This window comes from Actinomycetes bacterium (assembly GCA_036000965.1).
GTDB lineage: Bacteria > Actinomycetota > CALGFH01 > CALGFH01 > CALGFH01 > DASYUT01.
On record DASYUT010000188.1, the window covers coordinates 40,208 to 64,495 of the forward strand.

Sequence of the window (24,288 nt, forward strand, 5' to 3'; positions counted from 1 at the left end):
TGCCAGCGCCTGGGCAGGCTCATCCCGGACCCTCGGGGTCGTGGCCCGGGCCGGGCCTGGCGGGTGGCGGTGGCGCTCCGGCTGCAGCCCGGGGGCTGGCCGGGAGCAGCTCGGCCACCTCGTCGGCCAGCGTGGTGATGTCGCCGGCGCCGAGGGTGAGCAGCAGGTCGCCGCGGCGCAGCACGGCGGCGACGTGCTTGGCGAGCTCGCTGCGGTCGGGCACGTAGGCGCAGTCCAGGCTCGGCCGGGCCTCGAGCGCGGCCGCCACCACGAGGGCGCCGTCGACGCCAGGCTGGGGGTCCTCGCGCGCCCCGTACACGTCGGTGACCAGCAGCACGTCGGCCACGGACAGGGCCTGGCCGAGCTCGTTCGCGAACACCCGGGTGCGCGAGTACAGGTGGGGCTGGAACACCGCGACGACCCGGGCCCACTGACCGAGCCGGGCCGCGGCCAGGGTCGCCGCCACCTCGGTCGGGTGGTGGGCGTAGTCGTCGACCACGGTGATCCCGCCCAGCTCGTGGCGGAGGTGGAAGCGCCTGGCCGCGCCGGTGAAGCCGGCCAGGGCGGCCTGCGCGGCCCCGAACGGCGCGCCCAGGACGCGGGTGGCGGCGATGGCGGCGAGTGCGTTGGCCACCATGTGGCGGCCGGGCACGAGCAGGCGGACCCGGCCGAGCTCCTCGCCCCCGGCCGTCACGGTGAAGCGCGAGCCGGCGCCGTCGGCGGCCACGCCGGCCGCCCGCACGTCGGGGCCGGGACCGAGACCGTAGGTGACCACCGGGCAGGGCGCGTCCCCGGCGAGCGCGAGCGCGCCGGGGTCGTCGGCGCAGAGCACCGCGGTCCCGTCGGGTGGGAGCAGGGCGACGAACTGCCGGAAGCCGGCCTGGATGGCCTCGAGGCTGCCCCAGTGGTCGAGGTGGTCGGCTTCGACGTTGGTGACCACGGCCACCGCCGGCGACAGCTCCAGGAACGAGCCGTCCGACTCGTCGGCCTCGGCGACGAAGTGGCGGCCCGTGCCGGCCTGGGCGTTGGCCCCGGTCGACTTGAAGTCGCCGCCCACGGCGAACGAAGGGTCGAACCCGGCCTCCTGGAGGATCACCGTGGCCATCCCGGTGGTGGTTGTCTTGCCGTGGGTGCCGGCCACCACCAGCGCGGTCTGGCCGGCCATCAGCATGGCGAGGAGCCGGGCCCGGCGCACCACGGGCACGCCGGCCAGCGCCGCCGCGACCAGCTCGGGGTTCTGGGCCCGGATCGCGGTCGAGACCGCCACCAGGTCCGGACGGCCGAGCCGGGACCCGTCGTGCCCGGCCCACACGTCGGCCCCGAGCTCGCGCAGGGTGGCGAGCGCGGCCGACTCCTTCTGGTCGGACCCGGTGACGGCGTGGCCACGGGCCAGCAGCAGGCGCGCCAGCCCGCTCATGCCGACGCCGCCCACGCCGATCAGGTGCACCCGCCGGGGCGCCGCGTCCAGGTCGACGGCGGGCACTGCGTCGTCGTGGGGTGCCTGCCCGGGTCCGGGGGTCACCGCCGGCCTCCGGGGTCGGTCTGGTCGCCGCCCTGGAACCAGCCCACGAACTCCTGGGTGGAGGCGATGTCGGTTGCGGGGCCCGGCCTGGCGAGCGGCCGGTCCGCGTCCGCCCCCGGCCGCCGGTCCGGGCGCGGCTGTTGGTCCGGGCCCGTGCCCGGCTGCCGGTCCGCGTCCGTGCCCGGCCGCCGGTCCGGGCGCGGGCCCGGCTGTTGGTCCGGGCGCGGGCCCGGCTGTTGGTCCGGGCGCGGGCCCGGCTGTTGGTCCTGGCCCGGGCCAGGTGGTGGCTGCGGCCCCCGCCCGCCGCCGAGGGACCGCGGTGCGGGGCGGCGGCCGGCGGGCAGCGCGTCGAGCACGAGGGAGGCCATGTCCTCGGCGGCCCGGGGGTGGGCGAGCGAGAGCATGGCCCGGCCCATGCGGGCGAGGGTGCCCGGGTCGGAGAGCAGCGGCGCGGCCGCGGCGGCCAGGGCCGGGCCGTCGAGGTCGCCGTCCTCGACGACCAGCGCGCCGCCGGCATCGGCGGCGGCCCGGGCGTTGCCCCGCTGGTGGTCGTTGGTGGCGTGGGGCAGGGGCACCAGCACGGCCGGCATGCCGACCACGGTGAGCTCGGCCATGGTCATGGCGCCGGCCCGGGTGAGGGCGAGGTCGGCGGCGGCATAGGCGAGGTCCATGCGGTCGACGAAGGGGGTGACCCGGACGACCAGGCCGCGTGCCTCGGGGTTGGCGGCCTGCCAGGCCTCGCGCACCGCAGCCTCGTCCCGGCGCCCGCAGGCGTGGAGGACCTGCATGCCCCACGGGTGGGGCCAGCTCGCGGTGGCGGCCACCACCGCCTGGTTGACCCGGCGGGCGCCCTGGCTGCCGCCGAACACCAGCAGGGTGCGCCGGCCGGGCTCCAGGCCGAAGGCTGCCAGTGCCTCGGTGCGCAGGGCGGCCCGGTCGAGCCGGAGCAGCTCGGGCCGGACCGGGTTGCCGACCACCACCGTCTTGCCGGCTGGGAACGCCCTGGCCGCCTCGGCCACCCCGAGGGCGACCCGGCTGGCGACCCGGACCGCGAGCTTGTTGGCCAGGCCGGCCACGGCGTTCTGCTCGTGGAGCACGACCGGCACTCCGGCCAGCCGGGCGGCCACGGCCACGGGCAGGGTGACGTAGCCGCCCATGCCGGCGACCACGTCGACCCGGCGGCGCTGGATCAGCCGCCAGGCGGCTACCGTGCCGGCCAGCGCGGCGAACGGCGCGAGGACGGTCTCGAGCGACAGCCGGCGCGACAGGGGCAGCACCGGCAGGAGGTCGAGGGCGTAGCCGGCCTCGGGCACGACCCTGGTCTCGATCCCCCGCGAGGTGCCCGCGAAGGTCACGGTGGCGGCCGGCTCGCGCTCGAGGATCGTGCGGGCCACGGCCAGGCCGGGCACGACGTGGCCGCCGGTCCCTCCGGCCGCCACGAGCACCCGGGGGCCGCCGCGCCTGGCGGCGCGGGTGGCCGGTGGGCGGTTGGAGTCAGGTGTCATGTTGGTACCTCCTGCGGCGATCGCCCGGGGGGCGGGGCGGCCGCCTCGCGGTCGGCTGGGGACCGGGCCGGGCCGGTGCCCGGGCTGCGTCCGCCCTCGCCTTCTGGGCCGGTGTCTGGCGTGCCCCACCATCACGCGCGGGCGGCCTTGCCGGCCGGCCGCCGTCGCCCGGGCGGGCGCCGGCCGGGGCGCGGCGGGGCGAGCCCGCCGCGGGACGGCGGCGGCCGCGGCGGTCGGCCGGCGCGGCCGTGGCGACCACCGCCGCCCGCGACCGCCAAGCCTCCTGCCTGGCCACGTTGAGCAGCATGCCGACCGCGGCCAGGAGCACGAGCATGCTGGAGCCTCCGGACGACACCAGCGGCAGCGGCACCCCGGTGATGGGCAGCACGCCGACCACCGCGCCGATGTTGACCAGCGCCTGGACCATGATCCAGACGGTGATGCCGCCGGCCAGGTAGCGGCCGAACGAGTCGTGGGCACGCCTGGCCACCCGCACGCCGGCGTAGGCCAGGGTGACGAAGAGGGCGATGACCGCGAGGCTGCCGACCAGGCCCAGCTCCTCGCCGATGATCGCGAAGATGAAGTCGGTGTGGGCGTTGGGCAGGAACGACCACTTGGCGTACGACTGGCCCAGGCCGACCCCGAGCAGCCCGCCCGAGCCGAGGGCCAGGCGGCCCTGGATGAGCTGGTAGCCGGCGGCCTGGTAGTCGGCCCCGGGGTCCAGGAACGAGGTCAGCCGGGCGCGCTGGTAGCCGCGCAGGGTCGCGTAGGCGGTGGTGAGGCCGAGGAGGCCGAGCCCCGTGAGCACGGCGACCGGCGCCCCCGCCAGGAACAGCAGGCTGAACGCGATCGAGCAGAGCAGCATGGTGGTGCCGAGGTCGGGCTCGGCCAGGACCAGCAGGGCGAGCAGGAGCATGACCGGGACGACCGGCACGAGCACGTGGCGGACGTCGCCGAGCAGGCGCTCCTTGCGGACCAGCACGTCGGCCGAGAACAGCAGCAGGGAGAGCTTGGCGAACTCGGCCGGCTGGAAGGTGAGCCCGCCAACCGCGATCCACCGGGTCGAGCCGTAGGCGGAGACTCCCCTCGGGTGCACCAGCACGAACACCAGCATGCCGGCCGACAGGACCAGCAGGGGCGCGCCAAGCCGCCGCCAGCGCCGGTAGTCGATCCAGCTGACCGCGAGCATCACCGCGACCCCGGCCACCGCCCAGGTCGCCTGCTTCTTGAAGTAGACGTAGGAGTCGCCGGTCTTGGCGAACGCCATCACCGAGGAGGACGACAACACCATCACCAAGCCGATCGCGAGCAGCGTGCCGACCACCGCGAGCAGCAGGTAGTAGCTGGACCCGGACGCCGGGGTGGGCCGCCGCCCCCGGCGCGCGGCCAGGGCGCGGGCGAGCCCGTCAGGGACCGCGATGGGCGCCATGGCCGCCGCCCCCCTCCCGGTGCCGCTGGGCCAGCCGGGCCACGCTGGCCGCGAACGCGTCGCCGCGCTCGGCGTAGTCGGTGAACATGTCCTGGCTGGCGCAGGCCGGCGCGAGCAGCACGGTGTCGCCCGGCTCGGCCAGGCCGAACCCGACCGTCACGGCCTCGCCGATCGAGGCGGCGCGCACCACCGGGCCGGCGAAGCCGGCCCGCTCGAGGGCGCCGGCCAGCTCGCCGGCGGCCTCGCCGAGCAGCACCACCCCGACCAGCCGGTCGAGCCCGGAGGCAACCACCTCGTCGAACCCGAGCCCCTTGTTACGGCCCCCGGCGACCCAGACCACCCGGGGGAAGGCGGCGATGGCGCGCTGGGCGGCGTGCGGGTTGGTCGCCTTGGAGTCGTTCACGAACGTCACCCCGCGCACCTCGGCCACCTTGGCCAGCCGGTGCGGCCCGGCCCGGAAGGCGGCAACCGCCCTGGCCAGGGCGGCGGGGTGGGCGCCGAGGGCGAGGGCCAGCCCGGAGGCGGCGAGCGCGTTGGCCAGGTTGTGCCGGCCGGGCAGGCGCAGGGCGGCAACCCGCCACAGGCCGCCCTCGAGCCCGGGGACCTTGGACACGGCGATGCCGGCCTCGACCCCGAGCCCGCCGGGCTCGGCCCGGCCGGTGGTGAACGGTACCGGCCGGCCGGAGGCGTGCGCGGCCCAGGCGGCCACCTCGGGCTCGTCGGCCGCGTAGAGCGACCAGTCGCCGCCGCTCTGGTTGGCCCACACCCGCGCCTTGGCCACCGCGTAGGCGTCCAGGTCCGGGTGCCAGTCGAGGTGGTCGGGGGCGAGGTTCAGCCATGCCCCGGCGGCCAGGTGCAAGGTGTGGCAGAAGCGGAGCTGGAAGCTGGACAGCTCGACCACGACCGCGTCCGGCCGCGGCTTGGCCAGCACGGCGTCGACCAGGGGCAGGCCCAGGTTGCCGGCCGCCACGGTGGCGAGGCCCGTCGCGGCCAGCATGGCCGCGGCCAGCTCGGTGGTGGTGGTCTTGCCGTTGGTGCCGGTGACCCCGACCATCGGGGAGCCGGCGACGCGGGCGGCCAGCTCGACCTCGCTCCACACCGGGACGCCGGCGGCCAGGGCGGCCTGGATCACCGGGTGGCGCTCGGGCAGCCCGGGGGCGACGACCAGGAGCTGGCGCCCCTCGAGCAGGTCGACGGCGCCCGGCCCCAGGTGGGTCCTGACCCCGAGCGCGTCGAGGTCGCCGACCTCGAGGCGGACGGCGTCGTCGCAGGCGGTCACGTCGGCGCCGAACTCGGCCAGGTGCCTGGCGGCCGCCCGCCCGGACCGGCCCAGGCCGGCCACGAGCACGGGCAGCCCCGAGAACCACTCCGGCGAGCAGCGGTCGGGCCAGTCGCGCTTCAGGCGACCTGGCCAGCCCGACACGGAGAACAGCCGCGGCTCAGCCACTGGTCCCCCCCTGGGCGATGAACTCGGCGTAGAACAGGCCGAGGCCGAAGGCCACGGCCAGCCCGGCGAGGATCCAGAACCGCACGATCACGGTGAACTCGGGCCACTCCGACAGCTCGAAGTGCAGGTGGATGGGGGCCATCTTGAACACGCGGCGGTGCAGGATGCGGAACGAGGCGATCTGCAGGATCACCGACAGGGTCTCCACCACGTAGATCCCGCCGAGCACGGCGAGCAGGAGCTGGGTGTTGGTGAACAGGGCGAGCGCGGCGAGGGTGCCGCCGAGCGCCAGCGAGCCGGTGTCGCCCATGAAGATCCGGGCCGGGGGCGCGTTCCACCACAGGAAGCCGGCGGTCGCGCCCATCATCGCGGCCGCGGCCACGGCCAGGTCCAGCGACTCGGTGGACTGGACGCGGTAGCAGCCGGCGGCGTTCAGGGGCGGCGCGAAGCAGGAGTGGCGGAACTGCCAGAAGGCGATCACCACATAGGCGCTGACCACCAGCACGGTCGAGCCAGAGGCGAGCCCGTCCATGCCGTCGGTCAGGTTCACGCCGTTGGAGGTCGCCGACACGATCAGGAAGACCCAGATCAGGAACAGGACGAGGGGCAGGGCGGTCCCGGCAAGGGGCCGGATGAACGAGACGCCCCGCCAGGCGTCGGCCCAGTACCAGGCGCCCATGCCCAGCCCGACCGCGGCCAGCGCCTGCCCGGCGAACTTGGCCGTCTTGGTCAGGCCGAGGCTGCGCTGGTTGCGGATCTTCAGGTAGTCGTCGACGAAACCGACCGCGCCCAGGGCGACCATGGTGATCATCACCATGAGGCCGCCGGGGGTGAACGGCACCCTGATGAAGAAGTGGACGATCACGTAGCCGACGACCGCGCCGAGGATCATCACCGTCCCGCCCATCGTCGGGGTGCCCCGCTTGGTCTGGTGGGAGTCGGGCAGGTCGACCTGGATGAGCTGGCCGAGCTCGCGGTGCCGGAACGTCCGGATGGCGAGCGGGGTGCCGACCAGCCCGACGGCCAGGGCCACGGCGGCGGCGATGAGGATGCCGACCACGTCAGCCGCTCCCGCCCGGCCCGTCGAGCAGGCGCTCGGCGACCCGGTCCAGGGCGACCACCCGGCTCGCCTTGACCAGGACGACGTCGCCCGGGCCGGTGCCGAGCGCCTGCTCGACGGCGGCCAGGGCGGCGTCGGCGTCGGCGGCCGCCACGGCCTCCTCGGGCCACATGCCCTCCATGCGGGCCGCGCGCACGATCACCTGGCCGAGCTCGCCCACCCCGACCAGGCGGTCGATGCCGAGCCGGGCAACCAGGCGGCCGATGCGGTCGTGCTCGGCCAGGGCGGTGTCGCCCAGCTCGGCCATCTCGCCGAGCACGGCCACGGTCCGCCGGCCGCCGCTGCCGGCGGCGGCGAGCGCCTTGAGCCCGGCCGCCATCGAGGTCGGGTTGGCGTTGTAGGCGTCGTTGATGACCGTGAGGCCGTCCGCCCGTCGGGTCACCTGCATCCGCGCGGGCGACAGGCTGGCCTTGCCGAGCCCGGCCGCGACCTCCTCCGGGCCCATGCCGAGCACGCCGGCGGCGGCCGCGGCGGCGAGCGCGTCGGAGACCAGGTGCTCCCCCACGACGGGCAGGGCGACGTCGGCGCCCACGCCCCCGGCGACCAGCCGGAACACGGCCCGGCCCTGGCCGTCGAGCTCCACCCCCTCGCCACGCACGTCGGCGCCGGCACCCAGGCCGAAGGTCACGACCCGGGCCGCGGTCCGCGCGGCCATGGCGGCCACCAGCGGGTCGTCGGCGTTCAGCACGGCCACGCCGTCGCCCGGGAGCCCCACCACCAGCTCGGCCTTGGCCTCTGCGACGGCCTGCCGGGAGCCGTACAGCCCGACGTGGGCCTCGCCGACGTTGAGGACGACGCCGACACCCGGGCGCGCCAGCCGGGCGAGCATGGCGATGTGGCCGGGGCCGCGGGCGCCCATCTCGACCACGAGGGCCTCGGTGGAGGGCTCCAGCCGGGCCAGGGTGAGGGGCAGGCCCACCTCGTTGTTGAACGAGGCCAGGTTGGCGACGGTCTCGAAGCGGGTGGCCAGGACGGCGGCGAGCAGGTCCTTGGTGGTGGTCTTGCCGACCGAGCCGGTGATCCCGACGACCCGGGCGCCCGACCGGGCGCGCACCTCGCCGGCCACCGCGGCCAGCGCGGCGAGCGGGTCGGCGACCTCGACCCGAGGGCCCCCGGTGACCGCGCCGGGGCGCGCCAGGCAGGCCACGGCACCGGCGACGAGGGCCTGGCCGGCATGGCGGGCACCGTCGGTGCGGCTGCCCCGCAGGGCGACGAACAGGCTGCCCGGGGAGGTCTCCCTGGAGTCGGTGGACAGACCGGTGACCAGCGTCGCAGGGTCGGCGTCGCACACCGCGCCCCTGGCCGCGACGGCCACCTCAGCCAGGGTGAGGCTGATCACGGGCCGCCCCCGCTCGCAGCTGGTGCAGGTCCAGGACGGGTGCGGGCGGGTGCGGTGGGGCTGGTCACGGGCCGCCCCCGCTCGCCTGGCCGGCCAGGCGGTCGAGCTCCTCGGCGGCCACCGCGCGGTCGTCGAACCGGATCGTATGCCCACCGGCGAACTCCTGGCCCTGCTCGTGGCCCTTGCCGGCCACGATCACCGCGTCGCCCGGGCCGGCGGCGGCGAGCGCCTGCCTGATCGCGGCGCGCCGGTCGACCTCGACCGCCCACGCGCCGGGCGCCGCGGTGCGCCGGACGCCCTCGGCCACCTCGGCCACGATCGCATCGGGCGGCTCGGAGCGTGGGTTGTCGGAGGTGACGATGGCCAGGTCGGCCAGGCGCCCGGCGATCTCCCCCATGAGCGGCCGCTTGGCCCGGTCGCGGTCGCCGCCGCAGCCGAACACCACGATGAGCCGCTTGGCGGTGACGGCCCTGGCGGCCCGCAGGACGTTGTCGAGCGAGTCGGGGGTGTGGGCGTAGTCGACCAGCACGGTGAACGGCTGGCCGGCGTCGACCCGCTCGAAGCGGCCGGGCACGCCGGCCAGGCCGGCCAGGCCGGCGACGCCGGCGTCCAGGTCGATGCCGAGGGCGTCGGCCGCGGCCAGGGCGCCGAGCGCGTTGGCAACGTTGAAGTGGCCGGCCAGGCGGAGCCGGACCGTGCGCGACCCGGCCGGGCTGTCGAGCCGGAAGCTGCTGCCCTCGAGCGACGCGTCGACCGCCGAGGCCCGCCAGGCCGCCGCCGGGCCGGTCCCGGTGGTGACGACCGGGACCTCTCCGTCCGGCCCGGCCAGGCGCCGCCCGTAGGGGTCGTCGGTGTTGACCACCGCGAGCCCGGTGAACGCGCGGGTGAACAGCTTCCGCTTGGCCAGGAAGTACGCCTCGAGGTCGGGGTGGTAGTCGAGGTGGTCCTGGGTGAGGTTGGTGAACACGGCGGTCCGGAAGCGGGTCTGGTCGACCCGGCCCTGGGCCAGGCCGTGGCTGGACACCTCCATGGCCGCCGCCTGCACGCCGCTGTCGGCCATCTCGGCCAGCAGCCGCTGCAGATCGGGGGCTTCCGGGGTGGTGTGGGCGACCGGGCGGCGCTCCTGGCCGACGCGCACCTCGACCGTGCCGATGACCCCGGGGACGAGCCCGGCGGCCCGGAAGATCGCCTCCAGCATGAAGGTGGTGGTGGTCTTGCCGTTGGTGCCGGTGACGCCGACCAGGTCCAGGCGGCGCGACGGCCGGCCGTAGAACGCGCCGGCCAGGGGCGCGAGCGCGGCCCGGACCGAGCCGACCAGGAGCTGGGGCGCGGCCAGGTCGAGCGGCCGCTCCACGCACAGGGCGGCCGCGCCGGCCGCACGCGCCGCCGGGGCCAGGTCGTGGCCGTCCACCCGCGCGCCGGGCACGCAGCAGAACAGCGCGCCAGGGATGACCCTGCGGGTGTCGAGCACGACGTCCGAGACGGCGGTCTCGCCGGCGCCCCGGACGGTACCGTGCACGGCGGCGGCGAGTGCGGTGAGGGGGACGCGCCTGGGCGTCAAGGTCATGAACGTGGGAACCCGCATCGGAGGGCCGGGCGCCCGGCGGCGGGAACGCCGGGCCCCGCAGAACGCTGGCCGACACCAGGGTGTGGGCCCGCGAAAGCCTAGCATCCGCGCCATGTCCCGGTGGCCTCGCCCGGGTCACAGTTCGTGTCGTCGCGGCGGCGCCGCGCCGGCCGGCCCGGGTCCGGGACCGCCGGCGGCAGCCGTCCCACCCGTGGTGGACGGCCCGGCGTCCGCGGTGGCCTCGCGCGCCTCAGGCGGGAGGACCGGCCGGTCCGGCGGCACCTTGAGCCGGGCCAGGGCGTAGCCGGCCACCTCGCGGAACACCGGGGCGGCGACCACCCCGCCGAAGATCGCCTTGGCCGGCTGGTCGAGCACGACGGCGACGACCACGGCCGGGCGCTGGGCGGGCGCGAAGCCGATGAAGGAGGCCGTGTAGGCGCCCGGGAGGTAGCCGCGCCCCTTCGGGTTGGGCACGCGCGCGGTGCCCGTCTTGCCCGCGACCGACCAGTCGGCCAGGGCCGCCCCGGTCCCGGTGCCCTTGCCCTGCACCACGCCCTCGAGCAGGCGGGTCAGGGTGTGGGCGGTGCGGGCCGACAGCACCCGCCGGGCGGGCTTGCGCTCCACCGGCTGGAACCGCCCGCGCTGGTCGACCGTGCCGTGCAGGATCGACGGGGGCGCGAGCACGCCGCCGTTGGCGACCGCGGCGTAGACCCCCGCCATCTGCAGGGAGGTGGCCGCCACACCCTGGCCGATCGCGTTGACCCCCAGGTCGGTGCAGCGCCAGTCGCGCACCGGGGTGACGATGCCCGCGGACTCGCCGGGCAGGTCCACGCCGGTGCGCCTGCCGTAGCCGAAGGCGCGCTCGGCCCTGGCCAGCCGCTGGGCGCCGAGCCGGGCGGCGACCTTGATGGTGCCGACGTTGGACGACTGGGCCACCACGTCCGCGAACGACATCGACTCGGTGGCGTGCTCGTGGGAGTCGCGGAAGGTCTTCACCCCGGGGCAGAGCTCGATCCGCGACGGGACCAGCATGCGGGTGCCCGGGGTGACGATGCCGGCCTCCAGCGCGGCCGCGGCCGTGATCGTCTTGTTGGTCGAGCCGGGCTCGAACACGTTCTCCACGGCCCGGTTGCGGACCGCGTCGGGCGTGGCCGCCGCGAACCGGTTGGGGTCGAAGCCGGGCACGTTGGCCATGGCCAGGACCTCGCCGGTGGAGGGGCTGAGGACCACCACCGAGCCGCCCTTGGCCTGCCACCTGCGCACCGCCAGGAACAGGGAGCGCTCGGCCACGAACTGCAGCTGCTGGTCGATGGTGAGGACCACGTCGGTGCCGGGCTGCGCCGGCTCCACCGAGCGGTGGCCCTGCGGGATGGGCCGGCCGGCCGGGTCCTGCTCGAGCAGCAGCCGGCCGGGTCGGCCCCGCAGCAGGGAGTCGTACTGCAGCTCGGTGCCGGCCAGGCCGCGGCCGTCGTCGCCGACGAACCCGAGCACCTGGGAGGCGACCGTGCCCGACGGGTAGTTGCGGACGGTGTCGTTCAGCACGCCGATCCCGGGCAGCCGGAGGCGCTCCACCGCCGCGCCCCGGGCGACCGGGATCTTCCTGGCCAGGTACAGCCAGGGCTTGCCGGAGGCGAGCTTCCTGTGCAGCTCGGCGGCGGGGCGGCGCAGCAGCGGGGCCAGGCGGCGGGCGCTGGCGGCCGGGTCGGTCACCAGCCGGGGCTGGGCGTAGACGGTGCGGGCGTCCACCGACAGGGCGAGGTCGCCGCCGTGGCGGTCGAAGACCCGGCCCCGGTCGGCCGGCAGCTCGACCGCGCGCAGGCGCTGCCTGGCCGCGGCCTGGTCCAGCGGGCCGGCATCGAGCACCTGCAGCACGACCAGCCGGCCAGAGATCGCGAGGAAGGCGAGCACCGTCGCGCCGAGCACGACCAGCAGCCGGTTCGCGCCGGTCGCCCGGCGCGAGCGCCGCCGGCGCACCCGCACCCCCCGAGGCACGGGACCTCGTCGCTGCTTCTGCACTGGCTCCCCCATCTCTCGGTGCATGCGGGGGTACAGCTGCTGGCCGTTCGCCCCCCGAACGGTGCTGCTCGAATGCGGGACCTTGCGGCAGGTCCGTGTGGCGTAGCGGTCCCCGGGAGCCGGGGAAGTGGCCCCCGGGGACCGGCGTCAGGGTTGAGCCAGGTAGGGCTTGATCGGGAACGGGTCCTGGGCCCACGCGGACGCGTCGCCCGCCTGGTGCGCCCCGGGGGCGGCGGGGGAAGTCGCCGCCCCCGGGGAGTCCTTGCCGGCCGGGCGGCTGCCCGGCCAGGTCGCCAGCCGGGGCCGTCCAGCCGGGACCAGGCCCCGCTGGGTGGCCACCCGCACGATCCGGGCCGGGGCCTTGAGCCGGTCGACCTCGGCCTGCAAGAGGGTGTAGCGCTGCTCGGCGGCCCGGTTCTCGCGGGCCAGGCGGGCCAGCTCGAACGCCTGCTGGTTCACGCTGACGTTCAGCGACACCAGGCCGAGCACCCCGGCCACGATGATGGCCACGGTGAGCAGCAGGAACGGCAGCCTCGGCACGCGCCGGACGGGCCTTACGGCACGCAGCCGGCGCGCGAGCGGCTGCTCTGGCAGCGGCGGCGTCGGGCGCGGTCTTGCTGCGCGAGTTGCGGCCATGCTCATGCTGCCCCCTCTGGCAAGTCGGGTCGTGACGTCCCGGCGTGGGGGTCGCCGGCCACCCCGCTCGGGCTGTTCGGGGCGAGCTTCTCGGCCGCGCGCAGCTTGGCGCTCTCGGCGCGCGGGTTGGCGGCCACCTCGCCGGCCCCGGGGGTCTCGGGCCCGCGGGTGAGCAGGCGCAGGCTGGGCGTGCGGTGGACCACGTGCTCGGGCAGCTCGGGAGGCGAGTAGTCGCCGGCGGCGGCGCCTGCCAGCGTCCGCTTCACGATGCGGTCCTCGAGCGAGTGGTAGGCGAGCACGACCAGGCGCCCACCCGGGGCGAGCAGGTCGATCGCCTGGGGCAGGGACTCGGCCAGGGCGGCCAGCTCGCCGTTGACCTCGATCCGCAGCGCCTGGAAGGTGCGCCGGGCCGGGTGGGGGCCGGTCCGCCTGGCCGCCGCCGGCACCGCCGCCTTGACCAGCTCGACCAGCTCGGAGGTGGTGCGCACGGGGGCGCGGCGGCGGGCGTCGTCGACGAACCGGGCGATGCGGCCCGCGAAGCGCTCCTGGCCGTACTCCCGCAGGACCCGGGCCAGCTCGGCCCGCGGGTAGGTGTTGACCACGTCGGCAGCGGTGGGGCCCTGGGTGGGGTCCATGCGCATGTCCAGGGGCGCTTCGGCGCGGTAGCTGAAACCGCGGCGGGCCTGGTCGAGCTGCAGCGACGAGACCCCGAGGTCGTACAGGACGCCGTCCACCGCGCCGACGCCCAGGTCGGCGGCGACCCGGGCCAGGTCGGCGAACGAGGCGGCCACGGCGGTGAGCCGGTCGCCCTCGCCGGCCAGGCGCGCAGCCGCGGCGGCCAGGGCGTCCGGGTCGCGGTCGAGGCCGATCACCCGCCCACCCGGGGCGCTCGCGGCCAGCACCGCCTCGGCGTGGCCGCCGAGGCCGAGGGTGGCGTCCACGTAGGTCCCGCCGGCACGCGGCCGCAGCAGCTCGATGCAGCGGTCGAGCATGACCGGCACGTGGCCCTCGGCGGTCAAGACCATCAGATCCCCAGCTCGGCGAGGTGGGGGGCGTTGGTCTCGGCGGAGTAGGTGGCCTGGGCGGCCGGGATGTACCGCTCCCACTCGGCCTTGTCCCAGAGCTCGATCCGGGAGAGCTGGCCGACCACGACCACGTCCTTGGCCAGGCCGGCGTACTCCCGCAGGGGCTGCGGGATGACCACGCGGCCCTGGGCGTCGGCGCTCTCCTGGCTCGCCCCGGCGACGAACACGCGCACGAAGTCGCGGCTCGGGCGCTCGGTCAGGGGCAGGGTGCGCAACTTGACCGCGAAGGCCTCGAACTCGGCCAGCGGAAAGACGTAGAGGCAGCGCTCGATGCCCTTGGTGAAGACCATGTCCTGCCCCAGCTCGTCGCGGAACTTGCGCGGAAGGATCACGCGGCCTTTGGGGTCGAGGGAGTGGTCGTAGGTGCCAATGAACACCCCCGCCATCCCCCTCGCCGCGGTCGCTCCCCTCCACTGGCCGCCACTTTACTCCACCGCCTATCCACCGTCAACGCAGGACGGACCCCCTGGAGACGGCTCTTTCATGGCTCTGAGCAGGCAAAATGAACGAATGCGAACGCGCGTTCGAGGCTTGCCCACCCAGTGCCCGTTTCTCCACTCCACTCCACCGCGGGGGCGGAACAGGGCTCAGCGGGCGGAGGGGCCGCGCAGGCCGAGCGGGGGCTGCCGGCGGGCCGGCCCGCCCGTGACCTGGTCCGCCGGCGGCGCCGGCAGCAGCTCCGGGGGGACCTCGACCGGGGCCGGGGTGAAGGCGGTGCCGCCCTCCGGGAGCAGCTCGCGGTCGACCGAGAACGACGACTCGAGCGCGCCCACGGTGATGCGGTCCACCGCGACCGGCCGACGGGTCCCCGGGTCGAAGTGGATGACCTGGGCGGTGTAGGGCACCGGCTCCTTGGCCCGCAGCCCGTCCGGGCCGGCGCCCCCCACCGTCCCGGTGGTGAGCGTCCGGGTGCCGTTCACCAGCGAGGTTCGGAAGGCGTGGAGGTGCCCGTCGAGCACGGTGGCGACGTGGCCGAGGGCGTAGGTGGCCAGCCTCGGGTCGTGGACGAGCAGGACGTCGGGCCGCTCGGCGAGGCCGTCCAGGGCGGCGCCCACGACGACGCTGCGCTGCTCCTTGAGGCGGTCGAAGGCCGGGACCCGGTACCCCTGGCCGGGTGAGAACACGGGGTCGGCGACCCCGTAGAAGCGGATGCCGGCCACCTCGGTGGCCGAGGAGTCCAGCACCCGGGCGTTGGGGTTGGCGGCGACCGCCTTGACCATGGCGGCGTTGTCGTGGTTGCCCTTGACGAACAGGTAGGGGACCTTGAACTCCCGGACCCGGCGGGTGACGCTCCGCTCCGGGGGCAGGCCCCAGGTGCCCATGTCGCCGGTGTCGACCACCGCCTGGACGTCGAACTTGGTCGCGAGCTGCTGGGCGAGGTCGAAGCCGGCGGGGTTCAGGTGGACGTCGGCGACGTGCAGCACCCGCACGGTGGCGCCGCCGAGCACCGGTACCGGCTTGCCGAGCGCGTCGTAGGCGCGGTTGAGGTTCTCGCTGATCCGGGCCATCTCCTCGCGCAGGGTGCGCAGGCGGTCCAGCCCGGTCCGGGCGTCGCCGATGAGCGCGGGCGCGTACTCCAGCGCGCCTTCGTAGCGGGGCGCCCGGAACGCGCCGATGTCGTAGGTGGCCAGCGCCGGGACGAGCAGCGCGGCCGTGGCCAGGGCGCCGCCCAGCCCGCAGCGGAGCAGCCGCGCGCGGGTACGGCGGGCGTACAGCAGGGTGGCGGCCACCCCGCCGAGCAGGCCGAGCAGGCAGAGGCGGACGACGAACTGGCGGGCAGCCCGCCTGGCCTCCTGCTCGAGCGGGAGCAGCGCCGCGGAGAGGCTGGGACGGCGCAGCCCGCCGGCGGGCGCGTCGTCGTCCAGCTCGTCACGCAGGGCGGGGACGTCGACGTCGTCCAGGGTGGCCCGGAACTGGACCAGGCCCAGGTGGGTTCGGGCCGACACCGACCCGAACGGCGGCACGGCAAGCCGGCTCGAGCCGCTCAGGGCGGGGTGGACCGACAGGCGCACGGTGGCCGGGCCGACCCGGGCGTCCTGCCTGCCGAGCAGGGTGACGAGCAGCAGGGCGCCGACCGCGCCGACGCCAAGCGGCAGCGCCCAGGGCGCGAGCGCCCGCGCCACCCGGACGACCCCCCGGCGGGCGGCCAGCACGGCCTGGGCCGGCCGGGCGCGGTGGGCGGGGCCGGCCGGCGGAGCGTCTGGTCGAGCGCCTCGCCGGGGTTGCATCTGGATCGGGCGCGGGTCAGGCGGGCAGGGCCGCGTCCGGCTCCAGGCCGAGGTAGGGCGCCCACCCGGGGTCGATGTGGCCGACCGCGATCACGATCCAGAGCGTCTCCCTGGGCGCTCGTGGCTCGCGGCGCAGGCGGAAGCCGGCCTCGTGGGGCAGGCGGTCCTCCTTGCGGCTGTTGCAGCGCCGGCAGGCGGCCACGACGTTCTCCCAGACGTGGAGGCCGCCGCGCGAGCGGGGGATGACGTGGTCGACGTTCTCGGCCCGGGCGCCGCAGTACTGGCAGGTGTAGTCGTCGCGCACGAACACCGCGCGCCGGGACAGGCCGGCCCGGGCCCGGAAGGGCACCTTCACCACGTAGCGGAGCCGGATCACGCTGGGGGCCTGGACGGCGATGGTGGCGCCCCGGACCAGCCTCGCCCCGGGCACGAGCACGTCGGCTTTCTCCTTGAGGACGAGCACGACCGCCCGGCGCACCGGCACGACACAGATCGGCTGGTACGAGGCGTTCAAGACGAGTGCTCGCTCCATGTGCGCTCCCGCTCCGTACCGTGGTCACACCTGTCAGAAGTATAACCAGTGCTCCGGCGGGCACCGCTCGCCTATTCGGCGCCGGGTGCTCGAGCAGCGCCCGGTAGCGCGCCTCGGCCCGCGGCCAGCTCCCGCTGGGCTCTGGCCCGCTCGGCCAGCTTCTGCTCGCTCGGTGGCACGCTCCCCCACGCCCCCCAACAGCGCCGGTGCCACGGCCGGGGTACTCGGCGGATGCGTCGACAGGCCCTAGTCCCTGCGGTCGACGTAGAGCGCGTGGTACCAGAGGTCGGCCAGGGTCTCCACGGTGAGGTCGCGGTCCAGGGGCTCGGCCCGCACGGCGCGCAGGAACATCGTCTGCTCGGCCATGGCGGCCAGCGCGGTCGCGGCGGTGTGGGCGTCGACGGGCCGGGTCAGCCCCTGGGACGCCGCCCGCTCGACGTTGCGGGCGATCCGGGCCACGAACTGGCGCCGCACCTCGTCGAGCACGCGCCCGAGCTCGGGGTCGCCCATGGACGCCTCGGTCCACAGGGCGATCAGGTCGGCGTCGGCGTCGTACAGGTCGGCCAGCCCCGACAGCACCGACTTGAGGCTGGCCCGTACGTCCCCCACGCCCCAGGGCCGCTCGGCCAGCGCGACCAGGGTGGCCGCGTTCTCGTGGATGAGGGCGGCCAGCGCGGCCCGCTTGTTCGGGAAGTAGGCGTAGAAGGTGCCGTGCCCCACCCCGGCCCGGCTCACGATGTCCTCCACCCTGGCCTTGCCGTAGCCAAGGTCGGCGAAGGCCTGCCTGGCGGCGGCCAGCAGCTTCGCTCTGGTCTCGGGAGCGCTCGGCATCTCGAGCGAAAGGATATCCGACTCGTAACCGGCGAAGCCCTTCTACAATCGAGTCCTCGAACGCAGCGGAAAGGAGCCGGGCCGGTGGCAACGACGCGCCCCGACACGGGTGGCATGGCTGACCTCGCAGGATCCTTCGACAAGATCCGGGCCAACATCGAGCGGGTGATCGAGGGCAAGCCCGAGGTCGTCCGGCTCGCGCTGATCGCGCTCATGGCCGAGGGGCACCTGCTGATCGAGGACGTCCCCGGTGTGGGCAAGACCATGCTGGCCAAGGCCCTGGCCCGCTCGATCGACTGCTCGGTGCGGCGCATCCAGTTCACGCCCGACCTGCTGCCGTCGGACGTGACCGGGGTCAGCGTCTACAACCAGGAGCGGGGTGACTTCGAGTTCAAGCCAGGGGCGATCTTCGCCAACGTCGTGCTCGGCGACGAGATCAACCGGGCCTCGCCCAAGACCCAGAGCGCGATGCTCGAGTCCATGGAGGAGCGCCAGGTCACCATGGACGGGGTGACCTACCAGCTCGGGGTGCCGTTCATGGTCATCGCGACCCAGAACCCCATCGAGCACGAGGGCACCTACCCGCTGCCCGAGGCCCAGCGCGACCGGTTCATGCTGCAGCTCTCGATCGGCTACCCGACCCGCGAGGCCGAGATCGACATCCTGAACACCCACGGCCGCGCTTCGACCCTGAACGACATCTCGCCCGTGGCCGACGCCCCCACGATCGCCGGGATGATCGAGGCCTGCCGGACCGTGCACGTGGCCGACAGCCTCAAGAAGTACATCGTCGACCTCTGCCGGGCCACCCGGGACCACGGCGACCTCGCCCTCGGCGCGAGCCCCCGGGCCGCGCTCGCCCTGCTGCGGGCGGCCAGGGCGGCGGCCGCCTCCGACGGTCGCGACTACGTCGTGCCCGACGACATCAAGGCGCTGGTCGTGCCGGTGCTCGCCCACCGCCTCATCCTCGCCCCCGAGGCCCAGATGGTCGGGCGGGACACCGCCGACGTGCTCGCCGACCTGCTGGAGTTCGTGCCCATCCCCATCCGCGGGCGCGGCCAGGGCTGAGCCGATGGGCTGGCGGACCTTCACCCCGCGGGCGTTCGGGTTCGCCGCCGCCGCGCTCGCCCTGTGGATCGCGGGGCTGCTCACCGGCGTGCCCGAGCTGTTCATGCTCGCCCTCGGCGCGCTCGTGCTGCCGCTCGGGGCCTGGCTGGTCATCCGGTTCGGCAACTACCGCCTGGCCTCGGCCCGCTCGGTCCGGCCGCTGCGGACCACCGTGGGCGGCCGCATCGCGGTCACCGTGCGGCTCGACAACCCGAGCCGGCTCGAGACCGGGGTGCTCCTGCTCGAGGACCACCTCCCCTACCAGTTCGGGCCGGCCGCCCGGTTCGTGGTGCCCGGCGTCGGCGGCGGCGCCCGGGAGACCCTGAGCTACGAGCTGACCGCGCTCGCCCGGGGGCGGTACGTGATCGGCCCGCTGTCGCTGCGCCTGCTCGACCCGTTCGGGCTGGCCCAGGCCACCAGCGAGCTGGCGGGCACCTCCGAGGTGATCGTCCACCCCCGGGTCGAGCCGCTCTCCCCGCCGGGCCTGGGCGGGGACTTCGCCAGCGCGTCGGCCGCCCGGGTCCGCCGCCTGTTCACCCGGGGCGAGGAGTTCTACACCACCCGGGAGTACCGCGACGGCGACGACCTGCGCAAGGTCCACTGGCGCTCCTCGGCCAAGCGCGGCGAGCTGATGATCCGCCAGGAGGAGCAGCCCTGGCGGGCGCGCGCCCAGCTCGCGGTCGACCTGCGCCGCTCCGCCCACAGGGGCCAGGGCGAGCATGCCTCGTTCGAGCGGGCGGTGTCGGCGGCGGCCTCGATGGCCGTGCGGCTGGCCCGCTCCGGCTACGAGCTGGCCCTGCTCACCGACGACGGCCACCAGGTCCGCCCGCCGGCAGGGACCGACCAGGCCATGGCCATCCTCGACTTCCTCGCCACGGTGGAGCCGAGCGGCGGGCGCTCCCTGGTGCCCATGGCCGACCAGCTCGCCCGCCTGTCCGGTGAGGGCCTGCTGCTCGCGGTCCTCACCGTGCCCACCCCCGAGGAGGCGGCCACCCTGGCCCGCTGCCGCCTCGGCTTCGGCGGGGCCATGGGCCTGCTGCTGCGGCCCGACAGCTGGCTCGGGCTGGCCGCCCGGGACGTGGCCGCGGCCGACGCGCGCGGGGCGGGCGCCGCGTTGATGCTCGAGCGGGCGGGCTGGCGCACCGCGACGATGATCCGTACCGACCGACTGGAAGAGCCATGGCAACGCCTGATCGCACCGCTGGGGCGCGCAGCACCGACCTCGCCCAGGCGCTCGCGCTCGCCGGCCTCCTGACCGGCGCGTCGCTGTCGCTGGGCCGCATCTACGCCAGCAACGCCTGGTGGCTGCCGACCTGGCTGACGATCGTGTCCGCCCTCGGCCTGGCCGCCCTGCTCCGCCGGGCCGGCGCCGGCCAGGCCGTCTCCCTGCTGGCCATGCTGACCGGGTTCTTCGTGGTGGCCGGTGTGCTGCTCTTCCCCGACACGCTGTTCGTGGTCGTGCCGACGCTGGCCACCTGGCATGCGATGACCGACGCGACCAGGGTCGCCATGCAGGGCGTGGTCGACCAGGCGGCGCCCGTGGTCGTCACCCGGGAGTTCCTGCTGCTCACCTGCGCGGGCGCCTGGGCGGTGGCCACCTCCGCGGACGGCCTGACCTTCCGGGCCAGGCAGCCGCTGCTCGCCCTGGTCCCGGCCCTCGGCCTGTTCGTGTTCCCCGCGATCGTGCGCAACTCGAGCCCGGCCTGGTACACGCTGTGGTTCCTGCTCGGCGCGGCCGGCGTGCTGCTCACCGAGGGCCGGGCCCGGCTCGCGACCTGGGGGCTCTGGGTGTCGAACCCACGCAGCCGCCCGGCCAGCGGCTGGCGCCTGCCGACCACCCCGGCCGCCAACACCGCGCGGTGGCTCGCGGTCGGCGCCGGCGTGATCGCGCTGGCCGTCCCCTGGGTCCTGCCCGGCTACGGCCGGGAGCCGCTGCTGGACTACCGCACCGGCGTCGACGCCGAGGGGCCGGTGTCCATCAACCCGTTCGTGTCCCTGCGCACCCGGCTGCGGGCCAGCCGGGAGGAGACGATGTTCACGGTCAGGTCCGTCGAGGGGACCTACTGGCGCCTGGTCACCCTCGACCAGTTCGACGGGACGACGTGGCGGACGTCGGGCCGGGCCGACGACGTGCTCCCGTTCACTCCGGGCGTGTCCGACCTCGACCAGGACCCCCGGGCCCCGGCCAGGGAGCTGACCCAGAAGTTCGAGATCGAGCAGCTCTCGGGCCGGGGGGACGGGTTCCTGCCCGCCGCCGTCGTGCCGGTCGCGGTGCTGCGTGCCGGCCAGCCGATCCTGCGCAACACCGTGAACCGGAGCCTGACCACCAAGCGGCGCTTCCGGCAGGGCTTCAAGTACGAGGTGAGGTCGAGGATCCTGCTGCCCGAGGCCAAGGACCTCGAACGGCCCCAGAGGTACAAGGACACCCCGGGCGAGGGCTACACCGAGATCGAGAACCTGAGCCAGCGGGTCAACGACCAGGCGCACGAACTGACCGACGGGAAGCCGAGCGCCTACCAGAAGGCCCTGGCCCTGCAGGACTACCTGCGGAGCCGCAACTTCAAGTACGACCTGACCGTGCCGGAGCTGACCTCCGGCCAGGACCAGCTCACCAGGTTCCTGTTCGACGTGAAGCGCGGGTACTGCGAGCAGTTCGCCTCGGCCATGGCGGCGATGGCCCGCGCTGTCGGCCTCCCCGCCCGGGTCGCGATCGGCTTCACCCCGGGCCGGCAGGTGGGCGACAAGTGGGAGGTGACCACCCGCGACGCCCACGCCTGGCCGGAGATCTACTTCAACGAGGTGGGCTGGGTCCGGTTCGAGCCGACCCCGCGGAGCGACCAGGTCGAGGTGCCCGCCTACACCACCCCGGCCGGCCGGCAGATCGCGAGCGCGCCGACCACCATCCTGGTCCCCGGGGCGACCACGGCGACCACCAGCGCCGACCGCCTGAACCCGGGCCAGCGCAACGAGCTCGAGGAGCGACGGAACGCGGCACTCGGCGGGCGCCGGCGCAGCCCGGGGCTGCTCGAGCGCCGCGCGGTGCGGGTCCCGCTCGCCGTGCTCCTGCTCGTGCTGCTGGTGCCGTCGGTCAAGGCGGTCCGCAACCTGGTGGCCAGGCGGCGGGCGGGTCACCAGCCCAGGGACGCGGTGGCCGAGTCGTACGCCGAGGTGACCGCCTGGACCGGCGACGCCGGCATCGGCCGGCGGCCGGCGGAGACTCCGAGCGCCTACGCCAGCCGGGTCGCGGCCGCCTACGGCCCCGACGCCGAGCCGCTGGTGGAGCTCACCGGGCTGTACGTGACCGCGGAGTACGCCGCAAGACCGGCCACCGGCCCGGACCAGGCGCACCAGGCCCGGCGCCTGGCCAGGGCGGCCCGCTCCCGGCTGGCCGCGCGGCTGGGCTGGAACCGCCGGCTGATCGCCGCCCTGAGCCCGCGGAGCCTGTTCGCGCCGAGGCCGATCATGCCCCGCCCGCCAGCGTCCCCACGCGACAGCGAGCGCAGGGACCTCGCTGTGCGGCGCTGAGCGGCCAGGGCGGGATCAGGGCTGCGGCGGCCCGCCGCGCTCGTCCCAGCGCTGGCGCCAACGCTCGGTGAGCCGGCCCCACCGCGACTCGACGCTGCGGCCGGGCGAGCGCCGTTTGGGCGGCGGCGCCGCCGGGGTGGGCGGGCTGGCCGGGGCACGGTCGACCGCGGACCGGCGCCGGAGGGTTCGTACGAACTCGGCGATGGCCAGCAGCATGATCACGAACCCGGCGACCCCGAGCCCGGTGTTCTTGGCGAAGCCCGCCACGAGCACGACCAGGCCGACGAGGAAGCCGAGGGCGGCCAGCTTCAGCCGCCGTGACAGGTGGGCCCGGAACGTCGAGCCCACCTGGTGGGCGAACTTGGGGTCTTCCTCGAGCAGGCGCCGCTCGATCTCGGCCAGGATGCGCTGCTCGTGTTCGGACAGGGGCATGTCGAGGCTCCGCCCGGACGTGGTCTTTGGTGACAAAAGCGAGTGTACCCGGGGGCCCGGTCGCCAACAACAGCGGCACGCCAACAGATGGGTTGTCAGCTGCCAGGTGGTTGTCAGCTGCCAGGTGGTTGTCAGCTGCCAGGTGGCTGTCAGCTGCCAGGTGGCTGTCAGCTGCCAGATGGTTGTCAGCTGCCAGATGGTTGTCAGCTGCCAGGTGGTTGTCGGCTGCAGACGGTTGTCGGCTGCTCGTCGCATTTCCCCGTCAGGAGCCGGTGAACCGGGGCGACCGCCGCCCGGCGGACGTGGCCGGGGCCTCGGTGGTGGTCGGCGAGCCCGCTACCCGGGCCCCCGGGCTCGGCGGCCCCGCTACCCAGGTCCCCCGCCGGGCTCGGCGGCCCCGCTACCCAGGCTCCCCGCCGGGCTCCTCGAGCGGGTCGCGGCGGACCCGCGGCGCCTCCCGGGCCTCCCCGAACGCCTCGGCGGGAGCCTCGGCGGCCAGCGAGGCGAGGTCGACGGCGCGGTCGCCGAAGCGGGCCCGCACCGCGTCGGCGGCCCGGACGGCCGCCTGCCATCCGGGCCGCTCCCGGCCGAGCTGAAGCTGGGTCGGCGCCCCGCCGTCAGTGAGGTTGCTGACGGTCACGCCCACCAGGCGCACGGGCAGCCGCCCGAGCCGGAGCCGGGCCAGCAGGTCGGCCGCGACCTCGTGGATCTCGGCGTCGGTGTCGGTGACGCCGGCCAGGGTGCGCGAGCGGGTGATGGTCCTGAAGTCGGCGAAGCGGAGCTTGAGGGTGACGGTGCGGCCAGCCAGGCCGGACTCGCGCAGGCGCCGCCCGACCCGGACCGCGCAGCGCAGCACCTCGCGGGCCAGGACCACGGGGTCGTCGACGTCGACCGCGAAGGTCTCCTCGGACCCAACCGACTTGGCCGACTCGAAGGGCACCACCGCGCGCGGGTCCCGGCCCCACGCCAGCTCGGCCAGATGGCCGCCCTGCGCCTGGCCGAGCATGCGCTCGAGGGTCGACCGCGGGGTCCTGGCCACCTCCCCGACGGTGCGCAGGCCGTAGCGGGCGAGCCGGTCGATGGTGGCGTGCCCGGCGCCCCAGAGGGCGTCAGCGGGCAGCGGGTGGAGGAAGTCGAGGGCGCGGCTGGGCGGCACGACCAGCAGCCCGTCCGGCTTGCCCCTGGTCGAGGCGAGCTTGGCCAGGAACTTGTTGCCGGCCACGCCGACCGTCAGCGGCAGGCCGGTCTCGGCGGCGACCCGGGCCCGGAGCAGGCGGGCGATGCGCACGGCGTCGCCGAGCAGCCGGCGCGCCCCGCCCACGTCGAGGAACGCCTCGTCCAGGGAGAGCGGCTCGACCAGTGGGGTGACGTCCCGGAAGACCCGCATCACCCGGCTCGAGTAGCGCCGGTAGGTGGCGAAGTCGGGCGGCACGGCGACCGCCTGCGGGCACATGGCCCGGGCACGCGCCATCGGCATCGCGTTGCGGCACCCGAACGCCCTGGCCTCGTAGGAGGCGGAGGTGACCACGCCCCGCGGCCCGACGCCGCCGACCAGCAGCGGGCGCCCGGCCAGGCCGGGGTCCTTCCGCACCTCGACGCTGGCGTAGAAGGAGTCGAGGTCGGCGTGGAGCACCCGGAGCGCTTCGAGGTCGGCGTCGGGCACGGGCGCGCCGCCGACGACGACCTCGCCGGTCGGGGCCGGCGGCACCGGGCCAGTCCGGGTGGGCGGCACCGGGCCAGTCCGGGTAGGCGGCACCGGGCCTGCCCGGGTGGGCGGCTGGGCGCCGGTCCGGGTGGGCGGCACGGCGCCGGTCCGCCCGCCCGCGGTGCCAAGGCGGGACCGCCCGCTACCGCCCCGCCCCGCCCGCTCCTCGGCCATGCTGGCCATGCTCGCCATGAACGAGTGTTCGGTCAAGCGGGGCCTGCGCGGAGCGGGCGGCCGGGGCGGTAGCATCGCCCGGTCGTCC

Annotated in this window: 19 protein-coding genes; 3 read left to right on the forward strand and 16 right to left on the reverse strand. The window is 75.7% G+C overall.

Annotated features, from left to right (window positions below; translation table 11 throughout):
* Window positions 1-19: 19 nt before the first annotated feature.
* From murC to VG276_17700, 14 genes are all read right to left on the reverse strand, one after another.
* Complete coding sequence (murC, locus tag VG276_17635; protein ID HEV8651154.1) at window positions 20-1,522, reverse strand: UDP-N-acetylmuramate--L-alanine ligase; 1,503 nt, start codon at window positions 1,520-1,522, stop codon at window positions 20-22.
* Window positions 1,519-3,027: an undecaprenyldiphospho-muramoylpentapeptide beta-N-acetylglucosaminyltransferase gene (gene murG / locus VG276_17640; protein ID HEV8651155.1), complete on the reverse strand. Its 1,509-nt coding sequence runs from the start codon at window positions 3,025-3,027 to the stop codon at window positions 1,519-1,521. The genes murC and murG overlap by 4 nt, the downstream gene beginning before the upstream one ends.
* A complete protein-coding gene (ftsW, locus tag VG276_17645; GenBank protein ID HEV8651156.1) occupies window positions 3,017-4,456 on the reverse strand; it encodes a putative lipid II flippase FtsW in 1,440 nt (479 codons plus the stop codon). The genes murG and ftsW overlap by 11 nt, the downstream gene beginning before the upstream one ends.
* Window positions 4,434-5,903, reverse strand: a complete 1,470-nt coding sequence (gene murD / locus VG276_17650; protein ID HEV8651157.1) for a UDP-N-acetylmuramoyl-L-alanine--D-glutamate ligase — start codon at window positions 5,901-5,903, stop codon at window positions 4,434-4,436. The genes ftsW and murD overlap by 23 nt, the downstream gene beginning before the upstream one ends.
* Window positions 5,896-6,963 carry a phospho-N-acetylmuramoyl-pentapeptide-transferase gene (mraY, locus tag VG276_17655; protein HEV8651158.1) on the reverse strand — a complete coding sequence of 356 codons (1,068 nt, stop codon included), beginning with the start codon at window positions 6,961-6,963 and terminating at the stop codon, window positions 5,896-5,898. Before mraY ends, murD begins: the two co-directional genes overlap by 8 nt.
* A 1-nt stretch (window position 6,964) precedes the next feature.
* On the reverse strand, window positions 6,965-8,362 hold the full coding sequence (gene murF, locus VG276_17660) for a UDP-N-acetylmuramoyl-tripeptide--D-alanyl-D-alanine ligase (protein HEV8651159.1): 1,398 nt from the start codon (window positions 8,360-8,362) through the stop codon (window positions 6,965-6,967).
* Window positions 8,363-8,426: 64 nt separating this feature from the next.
* Window positions 8,427-9,929: a UDP-N-acetylmuramoyl-L-alanyl-D-glutamate--2,6-diaminopimelate ligase gene (locus VG276_17665; GenBank protein ID HEV8651160.1), complete on the reverse strand. Its 1,503-nt coding sequence runs from the start codon at window positions 9,927-9,929 to the stop codon at window positions 8,427-8,429.
* Window positions 9,930-10,064: 135 nt separating this feature from the next.
* Complete coding sequence (locus VG276_17670; protein HEV8651161.1) at window positions 10,065-11,921, reverse strand: penicillin-binding protein 2; 1,857 nt, start codon at window positions 11,919-11,921, stop codon at window positions 10,065-10,067.
* Between the two features lie 171 nt (window positions 11,922-12,092).
* Window positions 12,093-12,485 (reverse strand): hypothetical protein, encoded by a 393-nt coding sequence (locus VG276_17675; GenBank protein ID HEV8651162.1) that lies wholly within the window; start codon window positions 12,483-12,485, stop codon window positions 12,093-12,095.
* A gap of 98 nt (window positions 12,486-12,583) precedes the next feature.
* Window positions 12,584-13,606 (reverse strand): 16S rRNA (cytosine(1402)-N(4))-methyltransferase RsmH, encoded by a 1,023-nt coding sequence (gene rsmH, locus VG276_17680; protein ID HEV8651163.1) that lies wholly within the window; start codon window positions 13,604-13,606, stop codon window positions 12,584-12,586.
* Window positions 13,606-14,043: a division/cell wall cluster transcriptional repressor MraZ gene (mraZ, locus tag VG276_17685; protein HEV8651164.1), complete on the reverse strand. Its 438-nt coding sequence runs from the start codon at window positions 14,041-14,043 to the stop codon at window positions 13,606-13,608. Before mraZ ends, rsmH begins: the two co-directional genes overlap by 1 nt.
* Window positions 14,044-14,253: 210 nt before the next feature.
* Complete coding sequence (locus VG276_17690) at window positions 14,254-15,894, reverse strand: metallophosphoesterase (protein ID HEV8651165.1); 1,641 nt, start codon at window positions 15,892-15,894, stop codon at window positions 14,254-14,256.
* Between the two features lie 16 nt (window positions 15,895-15,910).
* Window positions 15,911-16,426 carry an HNH endonuclease gene (locus tag VG276_17695; GenBank protein ID HEV8651166.1) on the reverse strand — a complete coding sequence of 172 codons (516 nt, stop codon included), beginning with the start codon at window positions 16,424-16,426 and terminating at the stop codon, window positions 15,911-15,913.
* Window positions 16,427-16,672: 246 nt separating this feature from the next.
* Window positions 16,673-17,257, reverse strand: coding sequence for a helix-turn-helix domain-containing protein (locus tag VG276_17700; protein ID HEV8651167.1), 585 nt, complete (start codon window positions 17,255-17,257; stop codon window positions 16,673-16,675).
* 114 nt (window positions 17,258-17,371) lie between these two features.
* On the opposite strand from VG276_17700, the gene VG276_17705 reads away from it, so the two are divergent.
* The 3 genes from VG276_17705 to VG276_17715 are packed head-to-tail and all read left to right on the forward strand — an operon-like array spanning window position 17,372 to window position 21,889.
* Window positions 17,372-18,325: a MoxR family ATPase gene (locus VG276_17705; protein HEV8651168.1), complete on the forward strand. Its 954-nt coding sequence runs from the start codon at window positions 17,372-17,374 to the stop codon at window positions 18,323-18,325.
* 4 nt (window positions 18,326-18,329) lie between these two features.
* Complete coding sequence (locus VG276_17710; GenBank protein ID HEV8651169.1) at window positions 18,330-19,619, forward strand: DUF58 domain-containing protein; 1,290 nt, start codon at window positions 18,330-18,332, stop codon at window positions 19,617-19,619.
* Window positions 19,544-21,889: a DUF3488 and transglutaminase-like domain-containing protein gene (locus tag VG276_17715; GenBank protein HEV8651170.1), complete on the forward strand. Its 2,346-nt coding sequence runs from the start codon at window positions 19,544-19,546 to the stop codon at window positions 21,887-21,889. The genes VG276_17710 and VG276_17715 overlap by 76 nt, the downstream gene beginning before the upstream one ends.
* A 15-nt stretch (window positions 21,890-21,904) precedes the next feature.
* On the opposite strand, the gene VG276_17720 is transcribed toward VG276_17715, so the two are convergent.
* The gene (locus VG276_17720) at window positions 21,905-22,321 is read right to left on the reverse strand and encodes a DUF3040 domain-containing protein (protein ID HEV8651171.1); all 417 of its coding nucleotides are present in this window, start codon (window positions 22,319-22,321) and stop codon (window positions 21,905-21,907) included.
* 400 nt (window positions 22,322-22,721) lie between these two features.
* On the reverse strand, window positions 22,722-24,236 hold the full coding sequence (gene dinB, locus VG276_17725; protein HEV8651172.1) for a DNA polymerase IV: 1,515 nt from the start codon (window positions 24,234-24,236) through the stop codon (window positions 22,722-22,724).
* Window positions 24,237-24,288 lie beyond the last annotated feature (52 nt).

What these genes read in the sequence shown, in the direction of transcription:
- VG276_17720 (HEV8651171.1), bottom strand. Translation starts at nt 22,321, where the DNA reads ATGCCCCTGTCCGAACACGAGCAGCGCATCCTGGCCGAGATCGAGCGG.
- VG276_17710 (HEV8651169.1), top strand. Translation starts at nt 18,330, where the DNA reads ATGGGCTGGCGGACCTTCACCCCGCGGGCGTTCGGGTTCGCCGCCGCC.
- rsmH (HEV8651163.1), bottom strand. Translation starts at nt 13,606, where the DNA reads ATGGTCTTGACCGCCGAGGGCCACGTGCCGGTCATGCTCGACCGCTGC.
- ftsW (HEV8651156.1), bottom strand. Translation starts at nt 4,456, where the DNA reads ATGGCGCCCATCGCGGTCCCTGACGGGCTCGCCCGCGCCCTGGCCGCG.
- murG (HEV8651155.1), bottom strand. Translation starts at nt 3,027, where the DNA reads ATGACACCTGACTCCAACCGCCCACCGGCCACCCGCGCCGCCAGGCGC.
- VG276_17695 (HEV8651166.1), bottom strand. Translation starts at nt 16,426, where the DNA reads ATGGAGCGAGCACTCGTCTTGAACGCCTCGTACCAGCCGATCTGTGTC.
- VG276_17700 (HEV8651167.1), bottom strand. Translation starts at nt 17,257, where the DNA reads ATGCCGAGCGCTCCCGAGACCAGAGCGAAGCTGCTGGCCGCCGCCAGG.
- VG276_17705 (HEV8651168.1), top strand. Translation starts at nt 17,372, where the DNA reads ATGGCTGACCTCGCAGGATCCTTCGACAAGATCCGGGCCAACATCGAG.
- VG276_17665 (HEV8651160.1), bottom strand. Translation starts at nt 9,929, where the DNA reads ATGACCTTGACGCCCAGGCGCGTCCCCCTCACCGCACTCGCCGCCGCC.
- VG276_17690 (HEV8651165.1), bottom strand. Translation starts at nt 15,894, where the DNA reads ATGCAACCCCGGCGAGGCGCTCGACCAGACGCTCCGCCGGCCGGCCCC.
- VG276_17715 (HEV8651170.1), top strand. Translation starts at nt 19,544, where the DNA reads ATGGCAACGCCTGATCGCACCGCTGGGGCGCGCAGCACCGACCTCGCC.